This is a genomic window from Novosphingobium sp. UBA1939, assembly GCF_002336885.1.
Taxonomy (GTDB): Bacteria; Pseudomonadota; Alphaproteobacteria; order Sphingomonadales; family Sphingomonadaceae; genus Novosphingobium.
Map to the genome: position 1 here is coordinate 1 of NZ_DDFB01000039.1, position 12,748 is coordinate 12,748.

The following is a 12,748-nucleotide window of genomic DNA, read 5'->3' on the forward strand; positions in this document are numbered from 1 at the left end:
CCCAGCATGTTGAAGTCGTTGACATAGGCCGACCCCAGATAGACGCCCATGGTGTTGAAGACGTCGGCCGGCTGGACGCCCATCATCAGCGCCTTGTCGCGGTCGACGTCGGCGGTGATGCGGGGCGATCCGGTGTTGTAGGTCGAGAAGACCTGGTTCACCTCGGTCGGCTGCTGGGCGGCGGCGCCCATCATGGCGAAGGTCGCCCCTTCAAGCGCGCGATAGCCCGCGCCTGAGGTGTCCTGGATCATCATCTTGAAGCCGTTGCCGTTGCCCAGACCCTGGACCGCCGGCGGGGCGATGACGAAAATCTGCGCGTCCTCGATCTGACCCGTGGCCTGGGTGATCGCCCCGGCCAGGGCGACGGCCGCCTGTTCGCGCGTCCGGTCCTCGAACGGATCCAGGCGCACGAAGATGGTCGCGGCGTTGGACCCGAACGAGAAGCTGGCGCCGTCCAGGCCCGCGAAGGCCACGGTGCCGTTGACGCCCTTTGTCCCCTGAATGATCTCGCGGGCGCGGGTCATCACCGCCTCCGTCCGATCCAGGGAGGCGCCGGCTGGCAGCTGGATGACGCCGATCAGGAAGCCCTGATCCTGTTCGGGGATGAAGCCCGAGGGCGTGTCGACCAGACGCCAGGCGGTCAGGCCCAGGAGGCCGGCGTAGATGATCAACACCAGGCCGACGGTGCGCACCAGCCGCGCAGTCAAACGACCGTAGCGATCCGACAACCAGTCGAAGCCTTCGTTGAACTTCCGCCCGGCCCAGCCGCCGTAGTGGACGACCGTGCCCACGACGCCCGGCTTGCGCGCATGTTCGTCGTGTTCCTTGTGCGGCTTCAGCAGCAGGGCGGCCATGGCCGGCGAGAGCGTCAGCGACACGAACAGCGAGATGACCGAGGCCGAGGCGATGACCACCGCGAACTGGCGATAGAAGATGCCCGGAATGCCCGGCACGAACATGGTCGGCACGAACACCGAGATCAGCACCAGGCCGATGGCGATCAGGGCGCCCGAGACCTCCTGCATCGAGCGATAGGCCGCCTCCTTGGGCGTCAGCCCCTCGCGGATGGCCCGCTCCACGTTCTCGACCACCACAATGGCGTCATCGACCACGATGCCGACAGCGAGAACCAGGGCGAACAGCGACAGGGAGTTGATCGAATAGCCCAGGGCCAGTTGCACCGCGAAGGTGCCGACCAGAGCCACGGGGATGGCGACGATGGGAATGATGGCCGCGCGCCAGGTCTGCAGGAAGACCATGATGACGATGACGACCAGAATGACCGCCTCGACCAGGGTGTGCTGAACCGATTCCACGGACGCGGCGACGAATTCGGTCGGATTGTAGGGGACCGAGATCGCCATGCCGGGCGGCAGCTGGGCCTTGATGGCGTCGACCTCCTTCAGGACGCGCTCGGCGGTGCCCAGGGCGTTGGCGCCCGGCTGTTGAATGATGGCCACGCCGACGCCGCGCTTGCCGTCGAAGAAGCCGCGAATGCCATAGTCCTGGGCGCCCAGTTCGATCCGCGCCACGTCGCGCAGATAGGTGACGCGGCCTTGGGCGTCCGTCTTCAGCACCACATTGTAGAACTGGTCCGGATCGGTCAGGCGGCCCTGGACCTGCACCGGCAGCTGGAAGGCGGCGGCGTTGGTCGGGAACGGCGGCTGGCCGATGGAGCCGGCGGCGGCCTGGACGTTCTGGGCGCGCAGGGCGGCGACGATGTCGGGACCGGTCAGGTCGCGCTCGGCCGCCTTGGCCGGGTCGATCCACACCCGCATCGAATAGTTGCCGCCGCCGAACACCTGGGCCGCGCCCACGCCCTCGATGCGCAGCAGACGGTCGCGCAGCGTGGAGTTGGCGTAGTTGCCGACATAGTCGTTATCCAGCGACCCGTCGGGCGAGGTCAGCCCCAGGATCATCAGGAAGCCGCTCTCGGCCTTGTTGACGACCACGCCGGTCTGACGCACCGCCTCGGGCAGGCGCGGCTCGGCCAGGGCGACCCGGTTCTGGACCAGCACCTGGGCGGCGTCCAGGTCCGTTCCGGGCTGGAAGGTCACGGTGATGGCCACCGCCCCGTCCGAGGTGGACGAGGAGGTGATGTAGAGCATTTTCTCGACGCCGTTCACCTCCTGCTCGATGGGGGCGGCGACGGTCTCGGCCAGGGTCTCGGCCGAGGCGCCGGGATAGGCGGCGTTGATGGTGATCGTCGGCGGCGCGATCTCCGGATACTGCGACAGAGGCAGCAGCGGATAGGCGAATATGCCGATGATGGCGATCACCACCGCGATCACGGCCGCGAAGATCGGCCGGTCGATGAAGAAGCGCGAGAAACGCATGAGAGGGTAATCCTGCGAAAGGAGAAACGGGGCGCGCGGATCAGCGGGCGAATGTTGCCTGCGATGCGGCCGGCGGCGGCGAGCCTCCTGCCTGTGCGGCGGGCGTTTTCGCGGCCTGGATCGGCGCGGCGCGGGTCAGGACCTTGGCGCCGGTCGCGGCGGCCTGGATGTTCGAAACGATCACCCGGTCGGACCGTGCAAGGCCGGAACGGATCACGCGCAGGCCATCGACCACGGGGCCGAGTTCCACGGGCTTGGCCGCCACCACGCCGTCCGCCCCGGCCACCAGCACGACCTTGCGCGCCTGATCGGACTGGATCGCCTCGTCGGGCACGAGCAGGGCATCGACTTCGCCCCCGTTCGACAGGCGCATGTTGCCGAACATCCCGGCGGTCAGGAACAGTTCCGGGTTGGACAGCACGGCGCGGCCGCGGATCGTGCCGGAGCGCGGATCGAGGCCGTTGTCGGTGAAATCGAGCCGCCCCTTCCAGCGGAAATCGCCTTCGTCCTGAAGGCGGATTTCCACCTCGCCGCCACCCTTGCCTTCGGCGCGATCGCGCTGGGTCTTGAGGAACAGCGCTTCCGAGGCATCAAACGTGAAGTAGATCGGATCGAGCGCGTTGATCGTGGTCAGCAGCGTGGCATTGGCCGCGTCCGCCCCCGAAACCAGGTTGCCCACGTCAATCCGGCGGTCGGAAACGCGCCCGGTGATCGGCGCGCGCACTACCGTGAATTCCACGTTGAGCGCCAGCTGCCGCACCCGCGCGTCGGCGGCGGCAAGCGCGGCTTGCGCCGCCTGCAACCGGGCGCGCAGGGAATCGACTTCGGCCGCCGAAACCGCTTCGTCGCCGGTCAGGCGGCTGACGCGCCCATAATCGGCCTGTGCCAGCCGCAGCGCGCTGCGCGCGCTGGCGGCATTGGCGCGGGCTTCGGCCAGCGCGGCCAGGAAGGGGCGCTGGTCGATGGTGAACAGCGGTTGCCCCTTGCGCACGATGTCGCCGTCATGAAAATGCAGCGCGACGATCTGCCCGGACACGCGCGGGCGGACTTCCACCGCCTGGCTCGGCGCGAAACGGCCCACATAATCGTCCCACAGCACCACCTTGCGCACCAGCGGCGCGGCAACGCCGACGGTGGGCTGCGGCATCACGGCGGCCTCGGCCTGAGGCCGGTCGAACGCCTTCCAGCCGGCACCACCCGCCAGCGCCAGCCCGATCGCGACCAGCGCGGCCGTCCGCCAGCGGCGGCGGGGACGGCTTTCCTTGCCGGGCGCCTCCACGGGAATGGTCGGCATTTCAGCCTGGATGCGTGAGACCATGTTCATTGCAAGACTCCGTCATTGACAGACGCGCCCGCGCAACGCCGGATGCGCCCTGCACCGGCTTGACGGACACGAAAATGGGAACGCCGTTCGCACGCGGGCGAAGCGGACGGGGCTGCGCGGCTCGCGCCACGCAAAGGATGCAGCCGGCTCCGGCGCGTGGACGGCATGCGCACGCGCTCGCGACGCCGGAACCGGCTGCGGGAGGAGCGGAAGGGCTCGCCGACCGGGGTGAGATTCGGCGGGCGTCTTCCGCAGGGGTTGGTGAGCGCGCCCGCCCCAGGGAGCGAAGCGCGCGGCTATTCTAGAAAATCGGGCTCAACAGATCGGGTTGGACACAACCCCCTCCCGGATGCCTCTGCTTTATTCCATACCATGCGGTATATAATATGGAGCGATGGAGCGTCAACCGGAATTTTGTACCGATTAGTAGATTAAATGAGGAAATGCAAAAAGATTTGCTTTTCCAGCGAGTTGATCACCTATCGACCGGGCCACACAGCCAGCGTCATGTCCACCAGTTGCGCCAGTTGCTCGGGCGTGGCGCCCGCGCCCGCCTGGACGCCCATGCCCTGCATCACGGCGTTGAGATAAGCTGCCAGCGCCGCCGGATCGATGCTTTCGGGAAAGTCCCCTTCGGCCTTCGCACGCTCGAACCGTTCCACCATGGCCTGTTCCGACGAGGCGCGGCGCGCGATCACTTCTTCCTTGATCGTGTCCGCATGCGTCGTGCAGGCGACCATGCTGATAACGCCCAGGCACGCGCGCGGATCGGGTTCGCCGGTCTGCAGGGCCAGCGCGCCGCGCAGCAGCTTCTCGGCCACCGCTTTGGCGGTCGGTTCCTGCAGCGCGGATTTCACGTAGCAGAGCTTGTCCCGCTCGTAGAGATCGAGCGCCTTGCGGAACAGCGCCTCCTTGTTGCCGAAACAGGCGTAGAGGCTGGGCTTGGTAATGCCCATCGCCTCGGTCAGCTCGGCCATGGACGCGCCTTCGTATCCGCGCAGCCAGAAAACCTGAAGCGCGGCGGCCAGCGCTTCTTCGGGATCGAATTCCCTGGGGCGCCCCCGTCCGGATTGAACTGCCATTTCCATACCGAGCGGTATATAGATGCGAAACCCGCCTTCGTCCAGTGGCCGGCCGAGATTCAGCGCGGAGGCTCCTCGATCAGATGGCGGGCAATCTTGATATCGGCCCGCAGCCAGATGTCGTATGTTTCGGGCCGCAGGATGACCGGCAGCGGGCCGGACGCGCCCGAAGTCAGGATGGCAAAGCTCGGAATCTCGGAATCCCGCCATATGCCGGCCACGGCAAGCAACGGCGCCGCGGGATCGGTGAACCAGCTATCGCCTCGGCGATAATGCGTCATGGGCACGAGGCAACGGAACTGCGTGTGCCGCAGCGTGCCGATCCAGAACGGGCTATCCAGGTTGCGCACGAACGGGACCAGGTGTTCGCCGCGGGGAGGCGGCGGGACACCCCATTGGCGCGGGACGAGGTGGCGCCCTTTCTCCCGGGTGGTCAGGATCACCGGCGCGTAGCCGCCGGGCACGACCGTGCCGCCCTGCCACACATCGCCGGCGGCATCGGCACCCAGACCCTCGGCGATCTGTCGCGCCGAAGCATCGATACGATAGGCCGGCGCCATGGCGGCTAGCCAAGCCTCAGTCCGAGTTCGGCAATCAGTTGTCCGGCTTGCTCGCGTGATATGGTCGCGCCGCGGAACAGCGCAACATCGGTGAGTCGCAATCCGCCCAGATCCGCTCCGCGCAGATCGGCCTTTTCGAAGCGGGCGCCTGTCAGCGTGGCATCGCGCAGGCTGCACGCCTCGAACACGGCCTCGCGCAGATCGGCCTTCCGCAGATCGGCCTGGCTGAAATCGAGATGCCGCAGGCGCTGCTTGCGAAAGCTCAGCCCGGCGAGCTTGGCGCCGGCGAGCAGCACTTCCTCGCAATGGAGGTCGATGATCCGCGCATCGGTGAGGTCGGCGCCCGTCAGCTTGCTGCCCCTCAACCGCGCGCTGGTCAGGCGGGCCTGCCTCAAGTCCGCGTTGTTGAAGTCGCACGACTGGATCACGGCATCGGTGAGATCGGCGCCGAGGAAGCTGGCGAACGGGGCGCGACAGGCGAGCCATTGCGTGCCTTCCAGCCTCGCCCTGGCCAGGCCGGCCCGCCGCAACGTACACCGTTCGAACCGCCAGCCGGCAAGATCGAGATCGCTGAGGTCCGCCCCGTCCAGATCGCAGCCGACAAGATGCGCCGTGCCCGGGTTATCGCCGGCCGTCAGTGCGACGATATCGGCGCGCGCCAGCGTTAGTCCCTCGGCTGTCCTCGCATGGTCCGTGTTGGAGATCATCATTCCTGATAGGACTTTGTCCCGATCTTGGTAAAGTCGCAGTACCATGACGATGACGCACCGATGGCAGGTCTGGCGGAGATTTTCCGAACGTAGAAGCAGCCATGCCGCCGGTCGTTCCACCGCCAAGTGGTTCGGCACCTGGCTTGACTGGCTGCTGGTCCCGGTCTTCCTGCTGTTCTTTACCACCCGCCTCGTGCCCGAACCCGTGGCGGACCGGTCGCTCTATCAGTCCATTGCCGAGAGGATGCTGGCCGGCGATCGACTCTATGTCGACGTGATCGATAACAAGGACCCGCTGTTCTACTACGCCATTGCGGCACAGCGCCTGATCGGCCCCTTCGCGGAATACGGCTTCGAGCTGGCGTGCGTGGGCGGGGCGGCGCTAATCGCCGCCGCCCTGGCGCGGCGCTTCCATCCCCAATCCGCGCTGGGCCAGCGGCTGGTTCTCATGGCAACGGCCTTCATGCTGACCGGGCCGCTATACGATCGGGGCGGCAGCATTCCCCCGGGGATCGTGCTGACTCTGGCCACGATCGCCCTTGCCACGGCGGGACGCGGCATCGCCACCGGCGTGGCGCTGGCGGCCCTGCTGTTCACCAAGCTGATCTACGCGCCGATCGCGCTGGCGTTCGTGCTGGTTCACGCGATTGCCCGATCTACCCCGCGCGAACCGGCCGCCGGGTTCCTGTGGCGATGCGGATCGGCCTGCGCGGTCGCTTCCGCCGCCGTGCTCACAGCCCTGGCCGCGCGCGGAGAACTGCACGGCTATCTGGCAGCCCAGCAGGCAAACCTGCTCTATTCGCACAGCAACGTCTTTTTCGCGCCGACGCTGCTTGGCAACCTGTGGAATCATGCGCTCACCGCGCTGTACTTCGGCAAGGCCATTCTCGCGCTGTCGCTCGCGACGTTCCTGTTCCTGCTGGTCCGGTTCCTGCGCGGGCCGGCCGACGGCGCGCTGCGGCCGTTTCTGGCGGGATGCCTGGCGATCTACCCCCTGTCGCTCGCGGTGATCGGCGTCACGGCCATCTGGGGGCCGCACCTTGCCGTCCTGCACATCTTTCTGGCGATCGGGGCAGCCGTGGCGGTTCCAGACCTGCTGGCGCGCTGCGGCCCGCTCATCGCCTTGCCGGTGATCCTCGGGGCGGCAGGGGCGCTGTCCTTTGCCGGCACGGAGATATGGACAGACGACAGCCCGCTGGACTTCTTCGACCGCGTGGAGGAACTCGATGCCGATCCGCCCGAAGCCGTGGCGCTTCACCAGGTGGCGGGGCCTGCTCCGGTCCGGTACGCCCGGCTCGGCTCCGACAACGATGTCCACCATGCATCGGGCACGCGGCGGGACCGGCTCGTCTGCCCGCGCTTCTTCCAGTACCGGTTCACCGACACCAAGGCGCTCGATGGCATATTGGCCTGCGCCGCGAAGGCGGATTACCTCATCGTGGACTTTCCCGAGGATCAGCCGCTGGTGCCTGGCACGTTCGTGACGCCGGTTGCCGATTTCGCCGGACTCAATCGGCGCTGGCAGGGCTTCACCGCGGCCGCCGAAGCGATGCTGCAACGCGGATTCCACTGCGTGAGCGCAGGCGATACCATCCGGATATGCCGGCGTACGAACCGCCTTGCGGTCACTTCCGGTTCTGGGGATCGGTAGCCGCCCTTTCGGGCAGCCATCCGCCACCCAGCGCCTGGAACAGGGCCACGCGCGCCGTCAGCGCGTCGGATTGCGACTGGATCAAGGCCAGTTCCGCCGCGAGCAATCCGCGCTGGGCATCGAGCTGCTCCAGATAAGGCGAATAGCCGGACGCATAGCGCGCGCTGGCATGCCGGTATGCCCGTGCCAGCGCATCGCGCTGCGCGGTCAGGATGGCGGCCTGTTCGTCGGTTCGGACGGTCGCAACCAACGCGTCGTTGACTTCGCGAAAGGCGTTGAGCGCTGCCTTGCGATAGGTGAAGGCCGCCGCATCGCGCTGCGCCGCCGCGCTTTCCGCGCCGGCGCGCAGGCGGCCGCCTTCGAACAGCGGCGCCAGCACGCTGCCCCCCGCCGACCAGATCGTGATCGGATCGGCCAGCAGCGTCGACAGGGCCGCCCCCGCCGAAGCGGAAAGCCGCACTTGCGGCAGAAAGCGCTTGCGCGCCGCCGCCAGCGCATGATCGGCCCCGGCCAGTTGCCACTCGGCCTGCGCGACATCGGGACGGCGGCGCAGCAGTTCGGACGGCAGCGCCTCCGGTATCGCCGGTTCGCGCAGGGCGGTCAGCCGAACGCCGCGCCCGACTTCGCCGGGAAGATCGCCCACCAACACGCGCAGCCCGTTCTCCTGCCGGGCAATGCCCTGTTCGATCGCGGGGATGATCTGCGCGGCGGACTGATATTCGGCTTCGGCCTGCGCCAGTTCCAGCCGCGAGGCATAGCCGGCGTCGGTACGGCGCCGGATCAGGTTCAGCGCCTGTTCGCGCGCGGTGAGCGTCGCCCGCGCAACCTCGAGCCGGGCATCCAGCGCGCGCAGCGTGATGTACCCGCTGGCCACCGCTGACGCGATCGACAGATGCACGGCATCGCGCGCCGCCTCGCTGGCAAACCACGCCGACCGGGCGGCCGATGCCTGATCGGACAGGCGGCCGAACAGATCAACTTCCCATGCCACCTGCAGCTGCGGTTGCGCGGCGGTCTGCTCGGCCGGTTTGCCGAAGGCATTGACGCTGCGCGATTGGGCGGACGCGCCGGTGGCATCCAGCGTGGGCAGCAAGGCGGCGTGCGCCGCCATCTCCTGCGCCCGCGCGTCGCGCACGCGCGCGGCGGCGATGGCGATATCGGGATTGCCGGCCAGCGCCCGTTCGACCAGCCCGGTCATCACGGGGTCCCCGAACGCCTGCCACCACGCCGGTTCGACCGCGCCGGACGGCGTGGTATCGATGCGCCATGCCGTCGGCGGCACCACCGGCGGAACCTGCGCCGTTTCGACGCGCGGGCCAGCGCACGCGGCCAGCACGGCACAGAGCGCGAAGGGCAGCGGATGGATCGTGGCCCGGCGCATCAATGCCTCGTCGCCACGCGGACCTCGACCGACATGCCCGGCCGCAGGCGCGCCGCCTGCGCCTGCCCCGGATCGATGCGGATGCGCACCGCGATCCGCTGGGGAATCTTCACGAAGTTGCCGGTGGCGTTGTCGGGCTTGAGCACCGCGAATTCGGACCCTGCCGCTGGCGACAGGTTCTCCACCTTGCCCGTCAGCTTCGTTCCGTTCAGCGCGTCGACGCGGAACGTCACCGGCTGCCCGATCCGCATCCCGCTGGTTTGCGCCTCCTTGAAGTTGGCGATGATCCAGAAGTCGTTGGGCACCAGGAACATGAGCTGCGTGCCCGCCGTGACGAAGGCCCCGTTGCGCACCCCGATCTCGGACAGCTGGCCGTCCGACGGCGCGCGGATCACGGTGTTGTCGAGATCGACCTGCGCCAGCCGGAGCTGCGCCCTCGCCCCTTCCACCGCCGCTTCCAGCCCGCCCCGACCGACCAGCACCGAACGCACGTCCTGCTGGCCGACCTGCTGCGTTGCCGATGCCTGCCGGACGCCCGCCTGCGCCGCCAGCAACGCGGCGCGCGTCTGGTCGCGCTCGCGTTCGGAAATCGATCCGTCGGCCACCAGCGCGTTCGCGCGCTTCATGTCCGCCTCGGCCCGCACGAGCTGCGCTTGCGCATTGGCGATCCCGGCTTCCTGCCCGGTCAGCGCCGCTTCGCGCGCGCGCTGGCTCTGCTGCGAATTGGCAAGCGCGGCCAGTTGCGCGGCCAGGTTCGCCTTGGCCTGTTCGACCCGCGCGGCATAGATGCGGTCATCGATCGTGGCCAACACCTGCCCGGCCTTCACCTGCGCGAAGTCGCGAACCGGCACGGACGTCACATAGCCGCTCACCTGCGGGCTGATTACGGTGACCCTGCCCCGTACATAGGCGTTGTCCGTGCCCTCGCTCCAGCCCGCGAACGGGGGCAATTGCCAAGCGTAAAGGATCGCCAGCGCCGCCGCCACGGCGATCGCGGCGATGACGATCACGGTCAGGCGGCTCTTGGCGGGCGGCCTCCAGCCGTTGGGCACGGGGTTGACCTGTGGATCGGCCGGGGCCGGTTCCGCCCTCGTCGTTTCGCTTGGCCCCTGATCCGTCATGCGCTTTCCCCGTTTCGCCCCGTGGCGGGACCCGACATCGCGGCCGCCTGCTCGGCCATTTTCTGTTGAAGGAGAATCACCGGCGAAATCTCGTGCCGTCGCAGGATCGCGCGGCGGATCGCCACCCCCCACAGCGCCGCCGCCACGGCCAGCACGCAGACCACCAGAAAGAGATCGTTGAAGGCAAGAATATGCGCCTCGCGCGTGGTCTGCTGCGAAAGCAGGACAACGCCTTCCGCGCTCCGCAGCGCCGGATCGCCGATCACCGGCGCGACCGCGCCCGAACCTGCCCGCACGCGCAAGGCCACCTGCGGGTCCGTCATGACCACGTCCTGCACCAGTTCGTGCGAATGGTACTTCTCCCGCACCGTCTCGAACGTGCCGAGGGCGGCGGTGCCGACAAGGCCGCCGATGCTCTGGCTCAGGCTGAACAGAACCACGAAGCTGATGAAATTGCGCGGCCCGGCCAGCAGCGTCCGGGCCATGCCGATGACCATCGCCTGCGCCATGAACAGCAGCGAGGCGAACCCGATCAGCGCCTGGCTGAAATAGAACATCTCCGGCCGGCTGAGGTTGGTCGATCCCGCGTCGATGAACGCGCCGATCGCAATCAGCACGGCAGACACGATGATCGGGCGCGTAAGATTTTCGGGATTGAAGGTCAGCACCGCCACGGTCATGCCTGCGATCGAGGCCAGCACGATCACCAGGTTCAGCGTGACCATCTGGTCGTTGATCATGCCCACCACGTTGAGCAGGCCCACCGACCCGAACGCCTGTTCCGAAAGCAGGATGCGCACGGAGGCCGCCACGGCCATCAGCCGCAGCATCTCGCGCGTGCCCAGCCAGCGCGTGTTGATCAGCGGGTTCGCGCGGAAATGCTCGATCAGCAGCGCCCCCGCAATCATCACCATGCTGCCCGCCAGCGCCCAGCCGATCCAGGCGCGGTCGGTCCACCATTCGATGCGGCCCTGCGTCAGCGCGGCGATCAGCAGCCACAGGCCCGGCCCGAGCAGCCCGAAAGTGAGGAAATCGGCGCGTTCGAACACCTTGAACCGCTCGCTGGGCGGAAGGGGCAGCACCATGATCGCCGCCAGCATGGCCAGCGCCAGCCCCAGCTCGAACCAGTACAGCATGTGCCAGTCGCCCCATTCCAGCAGGCCCGGCGACAGCACCCGCGCCAGCGGCGTCGCCAGTTGCGGAATGGAAATGCCCAGCATCACCCCGGCAAGCCGCTTGGGCGCGGGCATGGCCTGCATCAGATAGAGGATGGTCAGCGTCGTCAGCGCGGCCGACGCCATGCCGCTGGCCGCCCGCACCAGCACCGACGACCAGAAGCCGTGGACGAACAGGTGCAGCAGCGTCGCCAGCGCGTAGGCGCCCAGCATGTACCGGACAAAACTCTGCAGGCCAAACTGTTGCCGGAACTTCACCAGCAGCAGATTCGCCGTGGTGTTGGTCATGAGATAGGCCGCCGTCAGCCAGGCCGCCTCGTTGGAATAGAGGCCCAGCGTGCCCTGCGCGAAGTTGAGATTGACCGCCACCAGCGCATTGCCCAGGCCCGCGGTCACGCCAACCAGCACGCCGACCGCGAAATAGCCCAGACGCCGCCGTGCGGGATGATCGGGATTGGCGGGCGACCCTGGCAGGGTGGGCCGTTCGTGCGGTTTGAACTGATAGACGCCCTGTCCGTCCACACCGCCCCCGGGCCGCCAGAATGGCAACGACGGCAACACTATAAGGCCCGCCGCGAGCGCAGGCAACGCGAGGCGCTGCTTTTTCAGACTTTTCTATTTTCCGGAAAAGTCTGAACCAATTTATCTGGATTTCCGGAAAATCCACGCCGCGTATCCTGCCACTCGCAATCACGGAAACCTTCCGGATCAGAGGGAAAGCGGCCATGAAGAACCACCTGCTCTCGCTGGGCGCCGGCATCCTGATCGGCCTCCTCTACGCCGCGCTGGGGGTGCACTCGCCAGCGCCTCCGGTCATCGCCCTGACCGGGCTGCTGGGGATGCTGGCCGGGGAACGCGTGGCCGCCCCGATCCGGCGAATCGCTCTGCGCCGCGCCCGTCCGGCCGACTGAACCGCATCCCGGCCGTCGCATCGGCCCAGCCCAAGGAAAGCCCATGACCGACCTTTTTCTCGTCAACGCCAAGGTGTCGACGCTTGATCGTGCCAATCCGGTGGCGGAGGCCATCGCGATCCGGGATGGCCGGTTTCTGGTGGTGGGGAGCGAAGCGGAAGTCCGCGCCGCGGCCCGGCCCGATGCGCGGGTGATCGACGTGGGGGGCCGCCGCGTCATTCCCGGCCTGATCGACAGCCACATGCACATCATCCGCGGTGGCCTGAACTTCAACATGGAACTGCGCTGGGACGGCGTGCCCTCGCTGGCCGAGGCGATGGCCATGCTGAAGCAGCAGGTCGACCGCACCCCCGCGCCGCAATGGGTGCGCGTGGTGGGCGGGTTCACCGAGCACCAGTTCGCCGAGAAGCGCCTGCCGACGATCGCCGAGCTCAACGCCGTCGCGCCCGATACGCCGGTGTTCATCCTGCATCTCTACGACCGCGCCCTGCTCAACG

11 protein-coding genes are annotated in these 12,748 nt (G+C 67.8%); 3 read left to right on the forward strand and 8 right to left on the reverse strand.

The features are described from left to right. From B3547_RS06415 to B3547_RS06435, 5 genes are all read right to left on the reverse strand, one after another. Positions 1-2,336 (reverse strand): efflux RND transporter permease subunit (locus tag B3547_RS06415; RefSeq protein WP_292961324.1); only part of this gene is annotated, 2,336 nt, incomplete at its 3' end. Between the two features lie 40 nt (positions 2,337-2,376). Further along, positions 2,377-3,660 carry an efflux RND transporter periplasmic adaptor subunit gene (locus tag B3547_RS06420; protein WP_292961326.1) on the reverse strand — a complete coding sequence of 428 codons (1,284 nt, stop codon included), beginning with the start codon at positions 3,658-3,660 and terminating at the stop codon, positions 2,377-2,379. A 479-nt stretch (positions 3,661-4,139) separates the two neighbouring features. Then, complete coding sequence (locus B3547_RS06425) at positions 4,140-4,748, reverse strand: TetR/AcrR family transcriptional regulator (protein ID WP_292961328.1); 609 nt, start codon at positions 4,746-4,748, stop codon at positions 4,140-4,142. 53 nt (positions 4,749-4,801) lie between these two features. Continuing rightward, entirely contained in the window at positions 4,802-5,302 is a 501-nt protein-coding gene (locus B3547_RS06430; RefSeq protein WP_292961330.1) for a DUF159 family protein, read from the reverse strand. 5 nt (positions 5,303-5,307) lie between these two features. Beyond that, positions 5,308-6,009 (reverse strand): pentapeptide repeat-containing protein, encoded by a 702-nt coding sequence (locus B3547_RS06435; protein ID WP_292961332.1) that lies wholly within the window; start codon positions 6,007-6,009, stop codon positions 5,308-5,310. 46 nt (positions 6,010-6,055) lie between these two features. On the opposite strand from B3547_RS06435, the gene B3547_RS06440 reads away from it, so the two are divergent. Then, positions 6,056-7,663, forward strand: a complete 1,608-nt coding sequence (locus tag B3547_RS06440) for a hypothetical protein (protein WP_292961334.1) — start codon at positions 6,056-6,058, stop codon at positions 7,661-7,663. On the opposite strand, the gene B3547_RS06445 is transcribed toward B3547_RS06440, so the two are convergent. Genes B3547_RS06445 through B3547_RS06455 form a run of 3 tightly spaced genes read right to left on the reverse strand, consistent with a single transcriptional unit; the run spans position 7,638 to position 11,862 of the window. Further along, the gene (locus B3547_RS06445; protein WP_292961336.1) at positions 7,638-9,044 is read right to left on the reverse strand and encodes an efflux transporter outer membrane subunit; all 1,407 of its coding nucleotides are present in this window, start codon (positions 9,042-9,044) and stop codon (positions 7,638-7,640) included. The genes B3547_RS06440 and B3547_RS06445 overlap by 26 nt on opposite strands. After that, the gene (locus tag B3547_RS06450; protein ID WP_292961338.1) at positions 9,044-10,165 is read right to left on the reverse strand and encodes an HlyD family secretion protein; all 1,122 of its coding nucleotides are present in this window, start codon (positions 10,163-10,165) and stop codon (positions 9,044-9,046) included. The genes B3547_RS06445 and B3547_RS06450 overlap by 1 nt, the downstream gene beginning before the upstream one ends. Beyond that, the gene (locus B3547_RS06455; RefSeq protein ID WP_292961340.1) at positions 10,162-11,862 is read right to left on the reverse strand and encodes an MFS transporter; all 1,701 of its coding nucleotides are present in this window, start codon (positions 11,860-11,862) and stop codon (positions 10,162-10,164) included. The genes B3547_RS06450 and B3547_RS06455 overlap by 4 nt, the downstream gene beginning before the upstream one ends. A 203-nt stretch (positions 11,863-12,065) precedes the next feature. Between B3547_RS06455 and B3547_RS06460 the strand changes: the two genes are divergently transcribed. Both B3547_RS06460 and B3547_RS06465 read left to right on the forward strand, forming a co-directional pair. Then, positions 12,066-12,251, forward strand: a complete 186-nt coding sequence (locus tag B3547_RS06460) for a DUF1427 family protein (RefSeq protein WP_292961342.1) — start codon at positions 12,066-12,068, stop codon at positions 12,249-12,251. Positions 12,252-12,294: 43 nt separating this feature from the next. Continuing rightward, on the forward strand, positions 12,295-12,748 hold a 454-nt coding region (locus tag B3547_RS06465), incomplete at its 3' end, for an amidohydrolase family protein (protein ID WP_292961344.1).

What these genes read in the sequence shown, in the direction of transcription:
- B3547_RS06420 (WP_292961326.1), bottom strand. Translation starts at nt 3,660, where the DNA reads ATGAACATGGTCTCACGCATCCAGGCTGAAATGCCGACCATTCCCGTG.
- B3547_RS06425 (WP_292961328.1), bottom strand. Translation starts at nt 4,748, where the DNA reads ATGGAAATGGCAGTTCAATCCGGACGGGGGCGCCCCAGGGAATTCGAT.
- B3547_RS06430 (WP_292961330.1), bottom strand. Translation starts at nt 5,302, where the DNA reads ATGGCGCCGGCCTATCGTATCGATGCTTCGGCGCGACAGATCGCCGAG.
- B3547_RS06435 (WP_292961332.1), bottom strand. Translation starts at nt 6,009, where the DNA reads ATGATCTCCAACACGGACCATGCGAGGACAGCCGAGGGACTAACGCTG.
- B3547_RS06440 (WP_292961334.1), top strand. Translation starts at nt 6,056, where the DNA reads ATGACGATGACGCACCGATGGCAGGTCTGGCGGAGATTTTCCGAACGT.
- B3547_RS06445 (WP_292961336.1), bottom strand. Translation starts at nt 9,044, where the DNA reads ATGCGCCGGGCCACGATCCATCCGCTGCCCTTCGCGCTCTGTGCCGTG.
- B3547_RS06450 (WP_292961338.1), bottom strand. Translation starts at nt 10,165, where the DNA reads ATGACGGATCAGGGGCCAAGCGAAACGACGAGGGCGGAACCGGCCCCG.
- B3547_RS06460 (WP_292961342.1), top strand. Translation starts at nt 12,066, where the DNA reads ATGAAGAACCACCTGCTCTCGCTGGGCGCCGGCATCCTGATCGGCCTC.